Annotated in this window: 18 protein-coding genes; 8 read left to right on the top strand and 10 right to left on the bottom strand. The window is 64.2% G+C overall.

Translation table 11 applies throughout. From position 1 onward, the window contains the following. Positions 1–115 precede the first annotated feature (115 nt). A complete protein-coding gene (ttgR, locus tag ACJA3S_RS20705) occupies positions 116–748 on the top strand; it encodes an efflux transport transcriptional regulator TtgR (RefSeq protein WP_170032208.1) in 633 nt (210 codons plus the stop codon). A gap of 66 nt (positions 749–814) precedes the next feature. Here the strand turns inward: ttgR and ACJA3S_RS20700 are convergent, their stop codons facing one another. Further along, the gene (locus tag ACJA3S_RS20700; RefSeq protein ID WP_406819832.1) at positions 815–2266 is read right to left on the bottom strand and encodes an MDR family MFS transporter; all 1452 of its coding nucleotides are present in this window, start codon (positions 2264–2266) and stop codon (positions 815–817) included. Positions 2267–2686: 420 nt separating this feature from the next. On the opposite strand from ACJA3S_RS20700, the gene ACJA3S_RS20695 reads away from it, so the two are divergent. Continuing rightward, complete coding sequence (locus ACJA3S_RS20695) at positions 2687–3556, top strand: oxaloacetate decarboxylase (RefSeq protein WP_406819831.1); 870 nt, start codon at positions 2687–2689, stop codon at positions 3554–3556. A 137-nt stretch (positions 3557–3693) separates the two neighbouring features. Here ACJA3S_RS20695 and ACJA3S_RS20690 read toward each other — a convergent pair whose 3' ends face one another. Next, the gene (locus tag ACJA3S_RS20690; protein ID WP_170032199.1) at positions 3694–4599 is read right to left on the bottom strand and encodes a LysR family transcriptional regulator; all 906 of its coding nucleotides are present in this window, start codon (positions 4597–4599) and stop codon (positions 3694–3696) included. Between the two features lie 103 nt (positions 4600–4702). On the opposite strand from ACJA3S_RS20690, the gene ACJA3S_RS20685 reads away from it, so the two are divergent. Both ACJA3S_RS20685 and ACJA3S_RS20680 read left to right on the top strand, forming a co-directional pair. Further along, positions 4703–5578 carry an MBL fold metallo-hydrolase gene (locus ACJA3S_RS20685; protein WP_406819830.1) on the top strand — a complete coding sequence of 292 codons (876 nt, stop codon included), beginning with the start codon at positions 4703–4705 and terminating at the stop codon, positions 5576–5578. A 25-nt stretch (positions 5579–5603) separates the two neighbouring features. Next, positions 5604–6215, top strand: coding sequence for an NAD(P)-dependent oxidoreductase (locus ACJA3S_RS20680; RefSeq protein ID WP_406819829.1), 612 nt, complete (start codon positions 5604–5606; stop codon positions 6213–6215). Positions 6216–6251: 36 nt separating this feature from the next. On the opposite strand, the gene ACJA3S_RS20675 is transcribed toward ACJA3S_RS20680, so the two are convergent. Beyond that, positions 6252–7127: a LysR substrate-binding domain-containing protein gene (locus tag ACJA3S_RS20675; protein ID WP_406819828.1), complete on the bottom strand. Its 876-nt coding sequence runs from the start codon at positions 7125–7127 to the stop codon at positions 6252–6254. A 114-nt stretch (positions 7128–7241) separates the two neighbouring features. Between ACJA3S_RS20675 and ACJA3S_RS20670 the strand changes: the two genes are divergently transcribed. Then, positions 7242–8879 carry a 5-guanidino-2-oxopentanoate decarboxylase gene (locus ACJA3S_RS20670; RefSeq protein ID WP_406819827.1) on the top strand — a complete coding sequence of 546 codons (1638 nt, stop codon included), beginning with the start codon at positions 7242–7244 and terminating at the stop codon, positions 8877–8879. A gap of 45 nt (positions 8880–8924) precedes the next feature. Here ACJA3S_RS20670 and ACJA3S_RS20665 read toward each other — a convergent pair whose 3' ends face one another. After that, on the bottom strand, positions 8925–9845 hold the full coding sequence (locus tag ACJA3S_RS20665; RefSeq protein WP_406819826.1) for an AraC family transcriptional regulator N-terminal domain-containing protein: 921 nt from the start codon (positions 9843–9845) through the stop codon (positions 8925–8927). Positions 9846–10047: 202 nt separating this feature from the next. Between ACJA3S_RS20665 and ACJA3S_RS20660 the strand changes: the two genes are divergently transcribed. Both ACJA3S_RS20660 and ACJA3S_RS20655 read left to right on the top strand, forming a co-directional pair. After that, entirely contained in the window at positions 10048–10341 is a 294-nt protein-coding gene (locus tag ACJA3S_RS20660) for a putative quinol monooxygenase (RefSeq protein WP_406819825.1), read from the top strand. Between the two features lie 162 nt (positions 10342–10503). Next, positions 10504–10737, top strand: coding sequence for a hypothetical protein (locus tag ACJA3S_RS20655; RefSeq protein WP_170032178.1), 234 nt, complete (start codon positions 10504–10506; stop codon positions 10735–10737). Here the strand turns inward: ACJA3S_RS20655 and ACJA3S_RS20650 are convergent, their stop codons facing one another. Together ACJA3S_RS20650 and ACJA3S_RS20645 are read right to left on the bottom strand one after the other, a co-directional pair. Further along, complete coding sequence (locus ACJA3S_RS20650; protein ID WP_289130548.1) at positions 10738–11343, bottom strand: flavin reductase family protein; 606 nt, start codon at positions 11341–11343, stop codon at positions 10738–10740. Between the two features lie 119 nt (positions 11344–11462). Further along, positions 11463–11906 carry a heme utilization protein gene (locus ACJA3S_RS20645; protein WP_406819824.1) on the bottom strand — a complete coding sequence of 148 codons (444 nt, stop codon included), beginning with the start codon at positions 11904–11906 and terminating at the stop codon, positions 11463–11465. A 343-nt stretch (positions 11907–12249) separates the two neighbouring features. Here ACJA3S_RS20645 and ACJA3S_RS20640 point away from each other — a divergent pair, with 343 nt between their 5' ends. Beyond that, the gene (locus ACJA3S_RS20640; RefSeq protein WP_406819823.1) at positions 12250–13002 is read left to right on the top strand and encodes a hypothetical protein; all 753 of its coding nucleotides are present in this window, start codon (positions 12250–12252) and stop codon (positions 13000–13002) included. 234 nt (positions 13003–13236) lie between these two features. On the opposite strand, the gene ACJA3S_RS20635 is transcribed toward ACJA3S_RS20640, so the two are convergent. The 4 genes from ACJA3S_RS20635 to bglX form a co-directional block, all read right to left on the bottom strand. Further along, complete coding sequence (locus tag ACJA3S_RS20635; protein WP_406819822.1) at positions 13237–14556, bottom strand: MFS transporter; 1320 nt, start codon at positions 14554–14556, stop codon at positions 13237–13239. Positions 14557–14834: 278 nt separating this feature from the next. Further along, entirely contained in the window at positions 14835–16169 is a 1335-nt protein-coding gene (locus ACJA3S_RS20630) for a sigma-54-dependent transcriptional regulator (protein ID WP_406819821.1), read from the bottom strand. Then, positions 16163–17920 (bottom strand): ATP-binding protein, encoded by a 1758-nt coding sequence (locus ACJA3S_RS20625; protein WP_406819820.1) that lies wholly within the window; start codon positions 17918–17920, stop codon positions 16163–16165. Before ACJA3S_RS20625 ends, ACJA3S_RS20630 begins: the two co-directional genes overlap by 7 nt. A gap of 145 nt (positions 17921–18065) precedes the next feature. After that, positions 18066–20357 (bottom strand): beta-glucosidase BglX, encoded by a 2292-nt coding sequence (gene bglX / locus ACJA3S_RS20620; protein WP_406819819.1) that lies wholly within the window; start codon positions 20355–20357, stop codon positions 18066–18068. Positions 20358–20522 lie beyond the last annotated feature (165 nt).

The following is a 20522-nucleotide window of genomic DNA, read 5'->3' as shown; positions in this document are numbered from 1 at the left end:
TACTTGGGTACTGCCACAGCTCCTGATTAGCTCATCCGCGAGGCGCCCTGCAGAGGTGCTCCGGAGCCTTTCCCGTGCGCACCAAGCGTCCGGGCCAGACGAGGTTGGTACTGCCATGGTCCGTCGAACCAAAGAAGAAGCCCAGGAAACCCGCGCGCAGATCATCGAGGCGGCGGAAAGGGCCTTCTACAAGCGCGGGGTTGCGCGAACCACCCTGGCCGATATCGCCGAACAGGCGGGTGTGACGCGCGGGGCCATCTACTGGCACTTCAATAACAAGGCCGAGCTGGTGCAGGCCTTGCTCGACAGCGTGCACGAAACCCATGACCACCTGGCGCGAGCGAGCGAAAGCGAGGACGAAGTGGACCCGCTTGGCTGCATGCGCAAGCTGTTGCTGCAAGTGTTCAACGAGCTGGTGCTCGATGCCCGAACCCGGCGTATCAATGAAATCCTGCATCACAAGTGCGAGTTCACCGATGACATGTGTGAAATTCGCCAGCAGCGCCAGGCTGCGGTGCTGGATTGCCACCAGGGCATCACCCTGGCGTTGGCCAATGCCGTGCGCCGCGGGCAGTTGCCAGGCGAGCTGGATGTCGAGCGCGCGGCGGTGGCCATGTTTGCCTATGCCGATGGCCTGATCGGGCGCTGGCTGTTGCTGCCTGACAGTTTCGACCTGTTGCAAGATGTCGAAAAATGGGTCGACACCGGGCTGGATATGCTGCGCTTGAGCCCGGCGCTGCGCAAATGACACTTTGTTAAGGATTGTTAGGGAGTGTTTCCTGTTTGTATTAAGAGGGGATTAATGCGGCGGCCTTCAACGGCCGCGCAACTGCCGGTCTGGCAATGCCAATGCGGCAAACAGCCCCAGCACCGCCACCCCGGCACTCCCTATCAACAGCTGGCGGAACGTTTCCAGCAAGCGCGCCTGCGTCACCAGGTCCACCTCACCGGCCTTGAGGCTGCCCAGCAAGGGATTGCCCAGCGACTCGAACCCGCCTTGCTGCAGCAGGGCCAGCAACAGGCTGGACATGCATGCCACGCCCATGGCTCCGCCCAGCGAGCGGAACAGGTTGGTGGTGCTGGTGGCGACACCGATGTCCTGGCTGGCCACCGCGCTTTGCGTGCCCACCAGCGAGGTCGGAAACTGCAGCCCGCAGGCAATACCGGTCAGCAGCATGAACAGCGCGCTGAGCCCGCCCGCCTGTGGCGGGGTCAGGGCCATGGCCAAAATGGCCACTGGCATCAGCAGCGCACCGGCCAGGATCTGTGGCTTGTAGCGCCCGGTCCGGCTGGTCAGGCGGCCGCCAGAAAAGGCACCCACGGGCAGGCCCATCACCAGCGGTAGCAGATGCAGGGCAGCGCTGTCGGCGCCGGCGCCGGTGATGCCCTGGAAGCGCAACGGCATCAGCATGGTCAGCGAGATCGACTGGAAGCTGGCGAAGAAAATGACGCCCCAGCACAGCACTGCCACGCGGTTGCCGAACAGGCTGAGCGGTAGCAGCGGCTCCGGGTAGCGGCGCTCGTGGGCAATGAACAGCAGCAGGCCCAGCCCGGCACAGGCAAACAGGGCCAGTACGGCCGGGTCGGCCCAGGCGTGGCCTTGGCCGACCAAGGTGATGCCCAGCAACAGGCTGCCCAGGCCGAGGATCAATAGGACCGCGCCGAGATAGTCCACCTGCGCCTCGCGGCGTTGCGCCGGCATGCCGCCGAGCGCGCGGCGGATCGCCCACAGCGCGAGCAGCCCCAGGGGCAGGTTGATCCAGAACACCCAGCGCCACGACAAATACGCAGTCAGCCAGCCACCCAGCACCGGCCCGGCGACGCTCGCCACCGCGTACATGCTGCTGAAGTAGCCCTGGTAACGGCCACGCTCGCGCGGTGGTACGAAGTCACCGATGATCGCCTGGCTCACCGAAACCATGCCGCCCGCACCGATGCCCTGCAGCACCCGGGCCAGCACCAGTTGCGGCATGTCCTGGGCCAGGGCGCAGGCGATCGAGGCCAGGGTGAACAGGCTGATGCCGGTAAGGATCATCCGTCGTCGCCCATACAGGTCGCCCAGTTTGCCGTAGATCGGCACGGCCACGGTCATCGCCACCATATACCCGGAGATGACCCAGGCCAGCAGGCCGACATCGTTGAACTGTGCCGAGATCGCAGGCAGCGATACGGCGACGATGCTCTGGTCCAGTGCGCCGAGAAAGATCGCCAGCATCAGGGCGGTGAGCACGTTGCGCAGGGTGGTGGGGGGCAGGGCGGCGGTCACGAGAATACCTTGTCTGTGTGTGGCGGCCTGTTCGCGGATATCGTTGGGCCCGGGGCCAGCGCCGTATGGGTGGGCGCGGCTCTACGCGTGAAAAAGCCCTCGGATTGTAACCTGAGTTAGGTAGCTTCCTATGTACTATCTGCATCCCCTATGCAAGATCGGCATTGGCGCATTCATCCAGTGCTGCATGGCTGCGTGATATCGTTGGTATGCCACAAAGGCTGAAAACCGCGGCTTGCACCAGCTTGGTGCAACATTTTGCCGCAGCTGTTTGGTGCCTTTGTCTCCCACACCTTTTATTCCTCTGCCTGCATGTCGAGCATGACCGCCCAGATGGCGACGGTTGGAACAGGTCAGGTAGACCCGATTACAGGGGTCGGTAGTTACCGTTCGAATTTCAACTCATTTTGCGGAGTGATCATGCCCAAGGCTTCCCATCAAGATCTGCGTTTTGCCTTCCGCGAGCTGCTCGCTTCAGGTGCCTGTTACCACACTGCATCGGTGTTCGACCCGATGTCGGCACGCATTGCCGCAGACCTGGGCTTCGAGGTCGGCATTCTCGGCGGCTCCGTCGCTTCGTTGCAGGTACTGGCCGCGCCGGACTTCGCCCTGATCACCCTCAGCGAGTTCGTCGAGCAGGCCACCCGTATCGGCCGGGTGGCGCAACTGCCGGTGCTGGCTGATGCCGACCACGGCTACGGTAACGCGCTGAATGTCATGCGTACGGTCATCGAACTGGAGCGTGCCGGCGTGGCCGCACTGACCATCGAGGACACCCTGCTGCCAGCACAATTCGGGCGCAAGTCCACCGACCTGATATCGGTCGAAGAGGGCGTCGGCAAGATCCGTGCGGCACTGGAGGCACGGGTCGATTCCTCGTTGTCGATCATTGCCCGGACCAACGCTGGCGTGCTGCCCACCGAAGAGATCATCGTGCGTACCCAGAGCTACCAGAAGGCCGGTGCCGACGGTATCTGCATGGTCGGCGTGAAGGACTTCGAGCAGCTCGAGCAGATTGCCGAGCACCTGACGGTACCGTTGATGCTGGTCACCTATGGCAACCCGAACCTGCGCGACGACGAGCGCCTGGCGCGCCTTGGGGTACGCATCGTGGTCGATGGCCACGCCGCCTACTTTGCCGCGATCAAGGCTACCTACGACTGCCTGCGGCTGCAGCGCGGCCAGCAGAACAAGTCGGAAAACCTCAGCGCCACCGAGCTGTCGCACACCTACACCCAGCCTGAGGACTACATCCGCTGGGCCAAGGAGTACATGAGCGTCGAGGAGTGACAGCGCGACCTCTGTAGGGAGGGCGGCCTTGGGGCGCGAAAGGCTGTACGGCAGCCCCGGTATTTTTATGGTTTTGAACAAGATCCTGGGACCGCTTTGCGGTCCTTTCGCGACACGAGGCCGCTCCTACACCGGCGTCACAGGTCCCTGTCCCATTCCGGTTCGTCGCTGAACCGCTGCACCAGGAAGTCCAGCATGCTGCGCAAGGTCGCCGGCATGTGCTTGCGCGAGGTGTACACCGCATTCAGGTTCAGCTCGCGCGGCTTTGCCTCGGGCAGCAGGCGCACCAGCTCGCCCCGGCGCAAGGCCTCGGCGGCCTGATAGGTCGGCAGCATGGCGATGCCGGCGCCGGCCAGCGCCGCCTTTTGCAGGGTCATCGCCTCGTTGGCGCTGATATTCCCTGCCACGGGCACGGCGACCGGCTGCCCGGCCACCTCGAAATGCCACAAGCTGTGGCCGAAATAGGCATGAGTGAGGCAATTATGCCGGCTCAGGTCCTCGACCCGTTGCGGCGTACCGTGTTCGCGCAGGTAGGCTGGTGCCGCGCAGACTGCCGAGCGGCACACGCTCAGGCGCCGGGCGATCAGGTTGGGGTCCAGGTCGTTGCTGGTGCGGATCGCCAGGTCGATGCGTTCGTCCACCAGGTTGACCGTGCGATCGAGCATTTGCAGCTCCACCTTCACTCCCGGGTAGCGCCGAACGTAGGCCGCGACCGCATCCACCAGCTGGGCCTGGCCGAATGAGGTGCTTACGCTGATGCGCAGCGCGCCTCTGGGGGCGTCATCCGGTTGCTGCACCGCGGCTTGCAGGTCGCCAGCCAGTTCCAGCAGTTGCCGGCAACGGGGCAGGGTTTCCTGGCCGGCGGCGGTGAGGCTGAGCCTGCGCGTGGTGCGCTGCATCAACCGCGCGCCAACCCAGTCTTCCAGCTCCGCCAGGTAGCGCGACACCACTGGCCGGGAAAGCTGCAGATGATCCGCCGCCGCCGACTGGCTGCCGAGGTCGACGACGGTGACGAAAACACGCATGGCGTTGAGGCGGTCCATGATCTGCCCGATTTCAGAAACAAACTATGTGCGAGGATCGCATTTTTTGGCATGGATCGGGCAACTAAGCTGTTGGGCATTGTTCACCTGACGAGCGTTCCCAATGCCTCTTTCCACCACCTTGCGTGGCCTGCTACTGGCCTGCGTTACCCTGGCCGGCCCGGCGCTGGCTGCCGAGCCCTTGCAGCTGGAGGTCTACAACCCAGGCCATGCAGCGATCTTCCCGGTCAGCTCGGTGATCATCAGCGGCGAACATGACGCCGTGCTGGTCGATGCCCAGTTCGGCAAGGCCCAGGCCGAGCAGCTGGTGCAGCGTTTGCGGGCTGGCGGCAAGCACCTGACCAGCATCTACATCAGCCATGGTGACCCGGACTACTACTTTGGCCTGGATACCCTGACCCAGGCCTTCCCCGACGCCAAGGTACTGGCTTCGGCCGCCACGATTGCCCATATCCGCCAGACCATGGCGGCCAAGCTGGCCTACTGGGGGCCGCAGATGGGCGCGGACAAGCCGGCGCGGCTGGTGCTGCCGCAGGTGCTCGACGGCGACCGGCTGATGCTGGAGGGCCAGGCCCTCGAGGTGGTTGGCCTGGACGGCCCGCAGCCCGACCGCAGTTTCGTATGGATCCCGTCGATCAAGGCGGTGGTCGGTGGCGTGGTGGTGTCCGAGCACATCCATGTGTGGATGGCCGATACCGCATCGGCCAAATCGCAGGCAGACTGGCTCGCCACCCTGGCGCATATCGAAGCGCTGGCGCCGCGCACGGTCATTCCCGGGCACTACCTGGGGGACAGCAGCCGGTCGCTGCAGGCCGTGCAGTTTACGGCGAACTACATTGGTGATTTCGCTGCCGAGACCGCCAAGGCGAAAGATGCCGGGGCGTTGATCGAGGCGATGAAGCAACGTTACCCAGGCCTGGCCGATGAGAGTTCGCTGGTGTTGGGGGCCAAGGTCGCCAAGGGTGAGATGAAGTGGTAGTTCCTTACTGGATGGAGAGTATCCCATGAAGATCGCGATCATTGGTGCCACTGGCCGTGCTGGCAGCCAGTTGCTGGAAGAAGCCCTGCGCCGTGGCCACAGTGTGCTGGCCATCGCCCGTGACCCTTCGCGCTTGCAGGGGCGTGACGGGGTGACCGTCAAGGCGCTTGACGTCAAGGACAGCGCAGCCTTGCAAGCGGCGGTAGCCGGGATGGATGCCGTATTGAGCGCGGCGCACTTCGCGACCATCGAGCCGCACGCCATCATCGAGCCGGTCAAGCGGGCCGGGGTCCGGCGCCTGCTGGTGGTGGGCGGGGCCGGCAGCCTGTTGCTGCCCTCGGGGCACCGGGTGATCGACAGCCCGGACTTCCCGGAGGCGTACAAGGCCGAGGCGGCGGCCGGGGCGCATTTTCTGCAGGTGTTGCAACGGGAGCAGAACCTCGACTGGACCTTCCTGTCGCCGTCGGCGGAGTTCGTCGAGGGTGAGCGCAGCGGGCATTACACGCAGGGCAAGGACCACCTGCTGATCGGTGCCGACGGCAGGAGTTGGATCAGCTTTGCCGATTACGCGATAGCCATGCTCGACGAGCTGGAAAAGCCGCAGCATTCGCGGCAGCGCTTCACAGTCGGTTATTGAGCGGCCCCATGCACGGGTAAACCCGCGCATGGGCCGTCACAGAGCGGCCTGGCGTTCCAGCCAATTCAGCAGTTCCACCAACCCCGGTGGCAAGCCCTTGGCCTGGCTCACCAGGTAATACCCCTTGCCGGTCATTACCTTGAGCGCAAACGGCATGCACAGGCGCCCCCCGCGCAAGTCATCGCCGATCAGCGACCAGTCGCCAATGGCCACGCCGGTGCCCTGCGCGGCCGTGGCCATCGCCATGTCCAGGGTCTCGAAATGCTGTTTCGGCCCCTGACTGGCCAACGCCACCCCGGCCGCCTGCAACCACAGCCGCCAGTCGTGCTCATCCCGCGACGGGTGCAGCAGCATGTGCCGGGCCAGGTCTTCAACCTGCTGCAGCGGCAGCGGCCCGTGGCGCAGCGAGGGCGCACAGACCGGCGTCAGTTGCTCGTCGAACAGCTTGCGCACGCGCAGCCCGTGGTTCGGTGCATCGCCATAGACCACCGCCGCGTCGAAGCCCTCGCGACGCAAGTCCACCCCATGCTGCACCGTGGTGGTCAGTTCCACCGGTACATCCGGGCGTAGCGCCTGCCATTCCATCAGGCGCGGTAGCAGCCAGCGCATCACGCAGGTTGGCGCCTTGAGCTGCAAGGTGGCGCTGCGCCCACCCACCTCCCGCACCCCTTGTTCGATCAGCGCGAATACCTGCTGCACCCGTGGCAACCAGTCCTGGCCCTCGCGCGTCAGGCTCAGCCCGCGCGCCTGGCGCTGGAACAGGGCATAACCCAGGTGCTCCTCGAGGGCTGCAATCTGCCGGCTGACGGCACCTTGGGTAATGTGCAACTGCTGCCCGGCGCGGGTGAAATTGCAGTGCTGGGCGGTGACCAGAAAGGTGTGCAGCGCAGGCAGCGGCGGAAGGCGTTTCATTGTGCTCAGCCATGATCCCAGGACATGGCTAGTATGCGTTTTTTTGCATTGTGAGAGTAGCCGCAGGTTGGGTCCAATAACGCCCATAACCCAACAAGATTCACGGTGGACCCAATGGCAACCTGCGGCGAAGTTTTGGTCAAACTCCTTGAAGGCTATGGCGTGGACCATGTCTTCGGCATCCCTGGCGTACATACCGTGGAGCTGTACCGCGGCCTGGCGGGGTCGTCCATCCGCCATATCACCCCGCGCCATGAACAGGGTGCCGGGTTCATGGCTGACGGCTATGCGCGCACCCGTGGCAAGCCCGGGGTGTGCTTCATCATCACCGGCCCGGGCATGACCAACATCACTACCGCCATGGGCCAGGCCTATGCCGACTCGATTCCGATGCTGGTCATTTCCAGCGTGCAGTCCCGCAACCAACTGGGCGGTGGCCGCGGCAAGCTGCACGAGCTGCCGAACCAGGCGGCGCTGGTGGCGGGGGTAGCGGCGTTTTCCCACACCTTGATGAGTGCCGACGACCTGCCACAGGTGCTGGCGCGGGCCTTCGCCGTGTTCGACGGGGCCCGGCCGCGGCCGGTGCATATCGAGATCCCGCTCGATGTGCTGATCGAGCCGGCCGAGCACTTGCTGCCTGGGCGTCCAGTGCGTGGCAGCCGGGCCGGGGCAGCGCCGCAGGCGGTGGCACAGATGGCCGAGCGCCTGGCCAATGCACGGCGGCCACTGATCCTCGCCGGGGGCGGCGCGCTGGCTGCGGGTGCTGCGCTGGCGCGCCTGGCCGAACACTTGCAGGCCCCGGTGGCACTGACCATCAATGCCAAGGGCTTGCTGCCGTCCCGCCATCCGCTGCTGATCGGCTCGACCCAGTCACTGCCAGCCACGCGGGCACTGGTGGCCGAGGCTGATGTGGTATTGGCTATTGGCACCGAGCTGGCCGAAACCGATTACGACGTGACCTTCAAGGGTGGCTTCGCGATCCCGGGCAGCCTGCTGCGCATCGACATCGACCCGGACCAGACCGTGCGTAACTACCTGCCCGAGCTGGCGCTGGTGGCTGATGCCGAACTGGCGGCCGAGGCGTTGCTCGGCGCCTTGCAGGCGCAACCGCAGCCCGTGCGCGAAAGCACCTGGGGGGCTGCCCGCGTGGCCAACCTGCGCCAGGCGCTGGCGGCCGGTTGGGACCAGCCAACCTTGAGCCAGACGCGCCTGTTGCAAGCGATCCTCGAATGTTTGCCGAATGCCGTTCTGGTGGGCGATTCGACCCAACCGGTCTACACCGGCAACCTGACCTTGGACATGGACCAGCCCCGCCGCTGGTTCAATGCTTCGACCGGCTACGGCACCTTGGGTTATGCCTTGCCGGCGGCCATGGGCGCCTGGTTGGGCAGCGCCGAGCAGCTTGGCGAGCGTGCGCCTGCGGTGTGCCTGATCGGCGACGGTGGTTTGCAGTTCACCTTGCCAGAGTTGGCCAGCGCAGTGGAAGCGCAGGTTCCGCTGGTCGTCCTGCTGTGGAATAACCAGGGGTACGAGGAGATCAAGAAGTACATGGTCAACCGTGCCATCGAGCCGGTCGGGGTGGATATCCATACCCCGGATTTCCTTGGCGTGGCGCGGGCACTGGGGGCCGCGGCGGAACATGTGGCCGATGTGGCACAGCTGCAGGCGGCGCTGATGCTGGCGGTGGAGCGCAACGGGCCGACCCTGATCCAGGTCGACCAGAACCAGTGGCAGGCGGCCGTGTTGGCTTGAGCAAGCATTGTTGCCTGTATCGGCCTTTTAACGGTGAAACCGCACTCAGCCGGCCGTGGCTCGCAATCGCGCCACATCGCGAATCGGTGGCGCACCATACAGCCGGCTGTATTCCCGGCTGAATTGCGACGGGCTTTCATAGCCGACCCGATAGGCTGCCACCGCCGCCTCGAGCCCGTCGTTCAGCATCAACCGCCGCGCCTCCTGCAAGCGCAGCTGCTTCTGGTACTGCAACGGGCTCATCGAGGTCACGGCCTTGAACCGGTGATGCAAGGTCGAGGTACTGAGGTTGACCACCCGTGCCAGGTCCTCGATGCGCAACGGCAACTGGTAGTTCTGGTTGAGCCAGGTGATGGCCTGGCAAACCCGGTGGGTCTGGCTGTTGGCCAGGGCGATTTCATACAACCGGTAGCCCTGCGGGCCCCGCAACAGGCGATAGAGAATCTCTCGGCGAAACAGCGGCGCCAGCATGGCGATGTCGCGCGGCGTGTCCAGCAGGCGAATCAGTCGCAGCAGGGCGTCGAGCAAGGCGGCGTCGGTTCGTTCCACGTACAGGCCACGCCCCGAGGGCCGGTTGGGCACCAGCATCGGCCCGCTTTCGGCAATCAGCTGGCTGATCTCGGCTGGGTCCAGGTCCAGGCGCAGGCCCAGGCTGGGGTGCTCGGGGCTGGCATCGAGCCGCACGCCGCTCAGTGGCAAGGTCACTGAAACCACCATGTAGTGCAGCGGGTCGTAGGCGTACTGTTCATCGCCGAGGAACAGGCTCTTGCTGCCTTGGGCAAGGATGCACAGGGCGGGTTGCGCGAGGGTCGGCACCGAGCGGACATTCTCGGTATAGCGCACCAGGTACAGGTCATCGATGGCCGAGGCTGGGCCATGGGGCTCACCGGCGTGGCGGCTGATCAGCTCGGCCAGCTCCTGGCGTTGCAGTTCCAGGGTGGGGTCGATGGACGTGGCGATGGTCATGATGGCTTTCCTCTGCTGACCGACGCAGCATAGGTTTGGGCAATGGCCGGCGCTAGTCGAAAGCTGCACGCCGATTGCCTGATCCTGCCGCGCTGCAGGATCAGGCAATCGCCAGGCAGTATTGGCCTAACGCGTCGCGTGGGGCAGCGCCTAACCTTGGCAGCCTGGCTTTTCCGTCCGCCTGCTTCAAGGAGATTGTGCAATGACCCCGACACGACCGGTCACCCACCTTGCTTTCATCCGTGCCAGCAGCGGGCGCTCGGCAGAACTGGGCGCACGCCTGCGTGACCTGCTCGAACCCTCGCTGCGGGCACCGGGATGCCTGAATTTCACCGTCCAGCGGTCGCAGGCCGATAGCGACCTGTGGCTGCTCAGTGGTAGCTGGCAGGACCAGCAGGCAATGAGCGGGTACTTTGCTTCGCCGACGCTGGAGGTGTTTGGTGAGCTGGTGCAGGCTCAGGTAGTCAGCAGCCTGGACCTGCATACCTTTGATTGAGGTAATGCCTGTACCGGCCCTGTCGCCGGCACGCCGGCTGCCACAGGGGCATCACCGCACTGCAGAGCGGTGTACCGGTACGAGCTGGTTTGCCGGCGATGGGGCCGGTACAGCCGAATAAGGTAAAATGCCGGCCCTCGATCAACCAGGTGTACAGCGACAATGGCACGTAGAGAATTCCCGCATTTCGAAGCAGTTTCGGCGATGGTCCCGGTGGAAGGTGGCGGTTACAACGCTGCGATTGCGGTCAAGGCCCTGGGCATGGGCGGCGCGCCGCGCTTTCACAAGGTGCTCGAAGGCCAGGTGTTCAAGGGCGCCGTGGCCGCCGACGAGGCGGCCACGGCCGAGCTGCAACGCCTGCAGGGCGTCAGCGATGAAGGTGAACTGATCTGGTGATCAGGCCGGTGGCCGGGCCATCTTGAACAGGTTGCCCAGTTCGAAATAGTCCGCCGGGCCACCGCCACGCAGGATTGGTTCGGCGGCAGCGGTATCGTAGATGCCGTTGTTCAACAGGTGCTCGGCAATGTGCACCGCCACCACTTCACCGAGGATCAACCAGCTGGGCACCAGTTCCTGGTCGGCCCGCTTGAGCTGGACGATCTGGCTGACCTTGCACTCGAAGGCCACCGGCGTTTCGCCGACGCGCGGCACGCTGACGATGCGCGACGGCGTGGCGGTGAGGCCGCTCAGTTCGAATTCGTTGACCTCGGCGGCAACCGGCGCACAGCTCTGGTTCATTTGCGCGGCCAACGGGCGGGTGGCCAGGTTCCAGACGAATTCGCCGGTCTGCTCGATGTTATTCAGGCTGTCTTTGCGCCCGACGCTGCAGAAGCCGATGATCGGTGGAATGTAGTTGAAGGCGTTGAAGAAGCTATAGGGCGCCAAGTTCAGGCGGCCTTCGCGGTCCTGTGAAGAGATCCAGCCGATAGGGCGGGGGCCGACGATGGCGTTGAACGGGTCGTGGGGCAGGCCGTGGCCTTTGGCAGGTTCGTAGTAGTACATCTGTGCTGGGCTTGCAGGCCCTACCTCCTGGTGGACAAGACGCCTAGTGTGCCAAGCCTGTGTCCGCCTGCAAATGATCAAGCCCGGCCGAAGCCGGGCTGGTAGCGCGCAACAGTGGTTCAGCTGATGCGGTGGGCGTCGGTGCGGTCGAAGCCATCTTCGGCGAAGCGCTGGCCACCGGTGCGGTCGAAGCCATCTTCGGCGAAGCGCTGGCCACCGGTGCGGTCGAAGCCATCTTCGGCGAAGCGCTGGCCACCGGTGCGGTCGAAGCCATCTTCGGCGAAGCGCTGGCCACCGGTGCGATCGAAGCCATCTTCGGCGAAACGCTGGCTACCGGTGCGGTCGTAGCCATCTTCGGCGAAACGCTGGCTGCCGGTGCGGTCGTAGCCATCTTCGGCGAAGCGTTGGCTGCCAGTGCGGTCGAAACCATCTTCAGCGTAGGTAGCGGCTTGGCTCTGTACCGCTGTGAAGGTGTTGGCCTTGGTGCGGCTGTAGCCATCTTCAGCGAAAGCACCAGCAGTGAAAACCGAGAGGGCCAGGGTAAGGATCAGTTTGTTTTTCATGGTCGTTGCTCCAGTGGGTTTGAAGGTTGTTTGTTTCTATGGGTTTGATGCTACGCCTATTAATTAGATTAAAAAGCGCAAAAAATAGTGCTTAAGAATCTAGTTTTTCGATGTGTCTGTGTGCGTCTATCGCTGATCCGTAGCGTGGTGCCGCCCGGCATCCGCTATTTCATACAGGCACTCGATTACCAGCCGTTGCAGCTTGGAGGGGAGGGATTAATCGGATGTTAAAAATGAAAAATAAGTCATGAATGACCGATGAACGCATTTTTCATTTATCACCAACCGATTTTTCAGACGCCGCTCATCACCATCGCCGCATTTCATAAGGAGCGGCACAATAATGAACAAACTTCCGCAAATCACTTTGGCCTTCTGGGTCATGAAGATCTGCGCTACCACACTTGGGGAAACCGCGGGCGATTTGCTGTCGATGACGCTGAACATCGGCTATGCATTGAGCTCGCTGTTGCTGATCAGCGTGTTCCTGCTGACCTTGCTTGGCCAGCTGTATTCGCGCCGCTACCACCCATTGCTGTACTGGCTGGTTATCCTCTCCACCAGCACCGCCGGTACTACCATGTCCGACTTCATGGACCGCACGCTCGGCCTGGGCTATGCCGCGGGTTCGGCGCTGCTCATCGGTATTTTGCTGCTGACCTTCCTGGCCTGGCGCCTGAGTGGCAACCCACTGGACGTCACCCGCATCAAGAACCGTGCGGGCGAGCTGTTCTACTGGGTGGCGATACTGTTTTCCAACACCTTGGGCACTGCCTTGGGCGATTACCTGGCAGACGACTCGGGGCTTGGTTTTGCCGGCGGCGCCTTGCTGATCGGCAGCGCTATCGCCCTGGTGGTAGTGGCCCGCTACTGGACGCGCATCCCTGCTGTAGTGCTGTTCTGGGTGGCGTTCGTGCTGACTCGCCCGTTCGGTGCAACGCTGGGTGACTTCCTCACCAAATCGCACGCAAAGGGCGGCCTCGGCTTCGGCACGGTCGGTTCTTCGGCGGTGTTGGGCGGGGTGTTGCTGATACTGGTGCTGATGGCCACCTGGTTCCAGCGCCGTGAACCGCGTCCGGCATTGGAGATGTCCTGACCGATTGGGGCTAGGCTCTGTACGAAAAGCCTTGATACTTGTTCATGCTGCGTTGAAAACAGCCTCGGAATGCTCATGTACTCCAGTACACTCCGCTTCCTCGGCTGTTTTCGCCTTGCCTGACCTGCGTCTCAAGACTTTTCATACAGAGCCTAGAGCTGGGTATTGAATGAACCAATGAAAAGGGCGCCCCGAAAACGGTGCGCCCTTGTTCATTTCGGTACCCTCACACGGTTACTCGGTAGTAATCCGCGAGTGCTGCTTGGTGTCCTTCATGGTTGCGTATACCAGCAGCGAGCAGGCGATGCAGGCGGTGACATACCAGTAGAAGCCGCTTTCCATGCCAATGCTCTTGAACCACAGGGCCACGTACTCGGCAGTGCCGCCGAAGATCGACACGGTCAGGGCGTACGGCAGGCCCACGCCCAGGGCGCGGATTTCGGTAGGGAACAGCTCGGCCTTGACCACGGCGTTGATCGAGGTGTAGCCGCTGACGATGATCAGCGCGGCCATGATCAGGAAGAACGCGCCCCACCAGGTCTGGATGGTGTGCAGGGTGCTGAGGATCGGTACGGTGAACAGGGTACCGAGTACCCCGAAGGCGATCAGGATCGGACGACGGCCGATCTTGTCGGACAGGCCCCCGATTACCGGCTGCAGGCACATGAACAGGAACAGCGTGGCGGCCGAGATGGTGGTCGAGTCGCTGATGCTCATGCCCACGGTGTTGACCAGGTACTTCTGCATGTAGGTGGTGTAGGTGTAGAACGCCAGGGTGCCGCCCATGGTCAGGCCGACCACGGTCAGCAGTTCCTTGGGATGGCGCAGCAGGGTGCGCATCAGGCTTTCCTTGGCCTTTTCCTTCTTGGTGAAGGAGGCGGTTTCTTCCATGCCGCGACGCAGGTACAGGGCCACCACGGCGCACAGCGCACCGATCACGAAGGGTACGCGCCAGCCCCAGGCATACAGCTGCTCGGTGGTCAGGGTCTGTTGCAGGACGATCAGTACCGCCAGGGCAATCAGCTGGCCGGAGATCAGCGTCACATACTGGAAGCTGGAGAAGAAGCCACGGCGGTCCTTGCTGGCCATTTCGCTGAGGTAGGTGGCCGAAGTGCCGTATTCACCGCCCACCGACAGGCCCTGCATCAGACGGGCGATGACCAGCAGGATTGGCGCGGCGACACCGATGGTTTCGTAGCCCGGGGTCAGGGCGATGACCAGGGAGCCAGCACACATCAGCAGCACCGAGGCCATCAGCGCGGCCTTGCGGCCTTTGCGGTCGGCGTACAGGCCCATCAGCCAGCCACCGATCGGGCGCATGAGGAAGCCCACGGCGAAGATCGCAGCGGTGTTGAGCAGTTGTGCGGTGGCGTCGCCGGCCGGGAAGAAGGCTTTGGCGAAGTACAGCGAGAATGCTGCGTAGACGTACCAGTCGTACCATTCGACCATGTTGCCGATGGACCCGCTGAAGATCGACTTCAGGCGGCTGGCGGTGGTTTTTTCCGCGGCGGGCGCAGTGGCCGCCCCGGCGGGCAGGGTGGTGGCGTTATCCATCAGGGATACCTTCTCGTTGTTTTTGTGGAGCGCGCCGAGGCGCAGCTTGCACAGGCAATTGCAGAAGGTGTGCCAGATGGGGGCGGGGTGCTCCGGAACGGGGCGCTGTGCGCCCTTGGCGACCACCGCCGTGGCCACAGGGACCGCGTGAGGCCTGGGTTGTCAGCAGCACCTTGTGGGCCCGGGCGTGCCCGCCAAGGGCTGCAACGCAGCCTGCAAAAAAACGGCCTATGAGCGGTTTTTTGCTTACTTGCTAAACCTGATAGGCGGATTTCCGCTCATTCGCGCCCGATAAAGTCTTCGCGGACCAACCCGTGCCGCTGCATCTTCTCGTTGAGTGTACGCCGAGGCAGTTGCAAGGCTTCCATCACCGCCTTGATTTCACCCCCATGCTGGCGCAGCGCCGCGCGCAGGCATTGCGCCTCGAACGCCTCCATCTGCCCGCTCAGCGACTGCCCGGCCGGTGCCACCTCGAGGTCCGGCGAGCCCAGCCCCAGGGCGTGGCGTTCCGCCGCGTTGGCCAGTTCGCGCACGTTGCCCGGCCAATCATGCACCAGCAGCTGTGCCAGCTGGCTAGCCGACAGGGGCGGTGCCGCACGGCCGAGCTTTTCCGCGGCGGCGCGGGCAAAGTGCTCGAACAGCAGTGGAATATCCTCGCGCCGTTCACGCAGCGGCGCCAGGCGCAGCTCGGCCACGTTCAGGCGGTAGGCGAGGTCTTCACGAAAACGCCCGGCGCGGGCTTCTTCGAGCAGGTCGGGCTTGGTCGCGGCAATGATGCGCAGGTCGACGGCAATGCTCTGGTTGGCCCCCAGCCGCTCCAGCTTCTGTTCCTGGATCACCCGTAACAGCTTGGCCTGTTGTGCCAGTGGCATGCTCTCGATTTCGTCGAGGAACACCGTGCCACCATTGGCATATTCCAGCTTGCCGATGCGTTTGCCCTGGGCGCCGGTGAAGGCGCCGCTCTCATGGCCGAACAGCTCGGCCTCGAACAGCGATTCGGGGATCGCCGCGCAGTTGAGGGCGACGAACGGTTTGCCCGCGCGCGGGCCAAAATCGTGCAGGCAGCGGGCCACACGCTCCTTGCCGCTGCCGGTTTCGCCACGGATCAGCACATTCACTGGCAGGCTGGCCAGCTCCAGCACTTGCCGACGCAGCTGTTGCAGGCCGTGGGACATCCCAAGCAGCGTGCCTTCCAGGCGAGACTTGAGGTCGGCCTGCTGGTGCAGCTTGCGGTTTTCCAGCACCAGCTGGCGCTTTTCCAGGGCCCGGCGCAGGCTGCCCAGCAGGTGCTGCGGGGTAAAGGGTTTTTCCAGGAAGTCGTAGGCGCCGCTGCGCATGGCTTCCACCGCCATGGGCACGTCGCCGTGCCCGGTCAGGAGGATCACCGGCAGGTCGGGGTCATCCGTTTGCACACGTTCGAGCAGTTGCAGGCCATCCATGCCAGGCATGCGCACGTCGCTGATGATCACCCCGGGGAAATGCCGGGGCAGCTGGGCCAGGCATTCTTCGGCGCGGGCGAACAGCTGCACGCTGAAGCCGGACAGGCTCAGCCATTGCTCGACCGCCGTACGGATACTGGCTTCATCATCGACAACGATCACCGAATTCAACATACAGGCTCCAGGTCACGGGGCAGGGTAAGGCTGAGGCGCGCGCCGCCGGGCAGGTTTTCGGCCTGCAGCTGGCCACCGGCCTCGTGGACGATGCCATAGGAAATGGCCAGGCCCAGCCCCAGGCCTTCGCCGACCGGCTTGGTGGTGAAGAACGGGTCGAACACCTTGGCCAGGTTGGCCTGGTCAATGCCGCCTCCCGAATCCAGCACGCTCAGGCGCCATAGCTCGCCGTCGGGCTCGATGCGGATCTCCAGGCGTTTGTAGCGCTTGTCGGCCATGGCGTCGAGCGCATTGCGCAGCAGGTTGATCAGCACCTGCTCCAGGCGAATGGCATCACCGCGTACCCAGGCCGGGCGCGCCAGGTACAGCGCCACTTCCACCGCTTCGCTGCGTATGCGCGCTTCCAGCAGGTGCAGGGCCTGGTCGACCACGGTGGCCAGGTCGAGGCGCTCGCGCAGGCCGACCGGGCTGTTGCGGGCGAAGGTTTTCAGGTGGCCGGTGAGCGCAGCCATGCGCGTGAGCATCTGCTCCAATGGCTCCAGGGCCTGGCGCGCTTCGTCGCAGCGGCCCTGATCAAGCAGCAGGCGCAGGGTTTCCAGTTGCATGCGCTGGGTGGTCAGCGGCTGGTTGATCTCGTGGGCCATGGCCGCCGACATCTGCCCCAGCGCGGCCAGCTTGGCCGACTGTACCAGGCCCTCCTGGGCCGTACGCAGTTCGCGGGTGCGTTCCTCGACCTGGCGCTTGAGCTCTTCGCGGCTGCGCTGGCGCAGGCGGGCCAGGCGCAGGCGCTGGCTGAGGAACAGTGCGGCGAACACCAGGCTCAGCCACACGGCGGCGGCGGCCAGGGCCGCATTACGGCCGTCGGCCACGACCTGCGGCTTGCGCAGCAGGTGCAGGGTCCAGGCTTCACTGCCCAGCGGCAGGCTTTCCCACAGGTATTCGCCAGTGCCGGCCGGGCCGTGCACACGGCTGAGCGTGCTGTTTTCGGCAAAGCGGGTCAGCACTTCGTGCTGTAGCGGCACCAGCGGGTGCTTGTCGTATTGACGGGTTTCCGCCAGTTCGGCGCGGTCGGCGCCACTGAGCGGTTGCAGCTCGCGGTAGCGCCAGCCGTCCTGGTTGGCGATGAAGGTGATGCCGCGGGCGTCGCTGACCAGCAGGATGTCGCTGCCCTGGCGCCACTCGCGTTCCAGTTCGGGAAACTCCAGCTTCACCACCATCGCGCCGAGAAACTGGCCATGCTCGTCGTTCACGGCGCTGGCGAGGAAATAGCCTGGTACCCCGCTGGTTACCCCGACGGCATAGAAGCGGCCACTGCCTTGGCTGCGGGCCTGCTTGAAATAGGGCCGGAAGCCGTAGTTGGAGCCTACGTAGCTGCTGGGCAGGCGCCAGTTGCTGGCAGCGATGGCCAGGCCGTTGCGGTCGAGCAGCTCGAGGGTGGAGGAATTGGCTGCGCCGTTGATGCGCTCGAGCTTGCGGTTCAGGGCGTGTTGCAGCGGTTCGCTGACCGGGCCCTGCAGGGCGGCGATCAGCTCCGGGTCCAGCGCCAGCACGGCGGGCAAGGCGCGGTAACGGTCAATCAGGGTGTGCAGCGTGTTGGCGTACAGGCCCAGCTGCTGGCTGGCGCGCCGCGCATCGTCTGCCATGGCCTGGCGCTTGGCCTGGTGCATGGCCCAACCGGCGCTGAGGGCGGTGCCCAGCACGATAAGCAGGGTGATCAGCCCCAAACGCAGGGCGCGAAAGGAAAACGGCATGGGACGCGGATCCGGTTGATTGGGATATCGGGGCCGGCCTCTACGCGGGTGAAGCCGCTCCCACTGGAACTGCACAGCCTGTCAGTTTGCAGTGAACCCGTGGGAGCGTTTTACCCGCTGGAAGGCTGGCACAGGCAGCCTTCAGTTACAGCAGTTCAAAACTCTGCTGCTGTACCGCCTGGGAGTCCAGGCCCACCTGGACATTGAACTCGCCCGGTTCGGCCACCCGCTGCAGCTGGCCATTGTAGAACTTCAGGTCTTCCTCGCTGATGCGGAAGCTCAAGGTGCGCGACTCACCCGGCTTGAGCATGAGTTTCTGGAAGTTCTTCAGCTCCTTGACCGGCCGGCTCATCGACGCCGACACATCCTGCAGGTACAGCTGCACCACGGTCTCGCCGGCCACTTTGCCGGTGTTCTTCACCGTCACCTGGGCCTGCAGCGTGTCGCCACGCTTGAGGTCCTTGCTCGACAGCTTCAGGCCCGACAGCTCGAAGCTGCTGTAGCTCAGGCCGTAACCGAACGGATACAGCGGGCCGTTGGGTTCCTCGAAGTACTGCGAGGTGTAGTTGCCTGGTTTGCCCGGGGTGAAGGGGCGACCGATGCGGGTGTGGTTGTAGTACATCGGGATCTGCCCGACCGAGCGCGGGAAGGTGATGGCCAGCTTGCCGGACGGGTTGTAGTCGCCGAACAGCACGTCGGCAATCGCATTGCCACCTTCGGTACCGGCGAACCAGGTTTCGAGAATGGCATCGGCCTGCTCGCGCTCCCAGCTGATCGACAGCGGGCGGCCGTTCATCAGCACTAGCACCAGCGGCTTGCCGGTGGCCTTCAGGGCCTTGATCAGCTCACGCTGGCTGGCCGGGATTTCCAGGGTGGTGCGGCTCGACGACTCGTGGGACATGCCACGCGATTCGCCAACCACCGCCACCACCACATCGGCCTGCTTCGCCGCCTTCACCGCCTCGTCGATCAGCACCGCAGGCGGGCGCGGGTCGTCGACGATCTCGGGCGCATCGAAGTTGAGGAAGTTCAGGTAATCGAACATCGCCTTGTTGCCGGTGACGTTGGAACCCTTGGCGTAGACCAGTTTGGCCTTGCCCTCGACGGCGCGGTGCAGGCCTTCGCGTACGGTCACCGAATGCTTGGGTTGGCCGTCGGCTGCCCAGCTGCCCATCATGTCGATCGGCGCATCGGCCAGTGGGCCGACCAGGGCAATGGTGCCGGCCTTTTTCAGCGGCAGGGTCTGGTTGCGGTTTTCCAGCAATACCAGGCTGCGACGTGCCACGTCACGCGCGGCTTCGCGGTGCAGGCGATCGTTGCCGTAATAGTCCTTGAGGTCGCTTTCGGCCTTGCCGATACGCACGTACGGGTCCTTGAACAGGCCCATGTCGTACTTGGCGCCCAGCACTTCGCGCACCGCCTGGTCCAGTTCGCGCTGGGTCACTTCGCCGGACTTCAGCAAGCCTGGCAGCTCTTCGCCGTACAGGGTGTCGTTCATGCTCATGTCGATGCCGGCCTTGATCGCCAGCTTGGCGGCTTCGCGACCGTCGCGGGCGACGCCGTGGCGGATCAGTTCCTGGATGGCGCCGTGGTCGCTGATGGTCACGCCCTTGAAGCCCCACTCCTTGCGCAGCAGGTCATTCATCAGCCAGGTGTTGGAGGTGGCGGGTACACCGTTGATCGAGTTCAGCGCCACCATCACCCCGCCGGCCCCGGCGTCCAGCGCGGCGCGGTAGGGCGGCAGGTAATCGTTGTACATCTTCGGCAGGCTCATATCGACCGTGTTGTAGTCGCGCCCGCCTTCCACCGCGCCGTACAGGGCGAAGTGCTTGACGATGGCCATGATGCTGTCGGGGTTGGCCGGGCTGCTGCCCTGGAACGAGCGGACCATCACCTGGCCGATCTTCGAGGTCAGGTAGGTGTCTTCGCCAAAGCCTTCACTGGTGCGGCCCCAGCGCGGGTCGCGGGCGATGTCGACCATCGGTGCGAAGGTCATGTCCAGGGCGTCGGCCGCCGCTTCGATGGCGGCAGTACGACCGACCTTGGCCACGGCGTCCATGTCCCAGGTCGCGGCCATGCCCAGGCCGATCGGGAAAATCGTGCGTTCGCCATGCACGGTGTCGTAGGCGAAGAACATCGGGATCTTCAGCCGGCTGCGCATCGCCGCGTCCTGCATCGGGCGGTTCTCGGGTGCGGTGCGCGAGTTGAAGGTACCACCGATGCGGCCGGCGGCAATTTCCTCGCGGATCTTGTCCTTGGGCATCTCCGGGCCGATGCTGATCAGGCGCAGCTGGCCGATTTTCTCGGCTTCGGTCATCTGGCTGATCAGATGGTCGATGAACGCCTGCTTGTCCTGCAGGGGCGGAGCAGAGGGGGCGGCGAGGGCCGCCTGGCTGGCCAGGCCCATGGCCAGGCCCAGCAAAGACAGTTTCATCATCAATTCCATTTTGGGGGCCTCAGCCGTATCGACGGTGATACGCGCGCGGCCGAAGTTTTCAGGCGGCTATTGTTGTACGATTTGCGGGCTTTTCTTCCTGCGGCGGATTATGCCTGAATCTGTCGCCAGCGGACGAAGCCCCGAATGCCGGGAAAACAACTATAA

It is taken from the genome of Pseudomonas sp. KnCO4 (assembly GCF_045344305.1).
GTDB lineage: Bacteria > Pseudomonadota > Gammaproteobacteria > Pseudomonadales > Pseudomonadaceae > Aquipseudomonas > Aquipseudomonas anuradhapurensis.
Note: the sequence above shows the minus strand (reverse complement) of the source record. Positions and strands in the feature narration are given on the sequence as shown.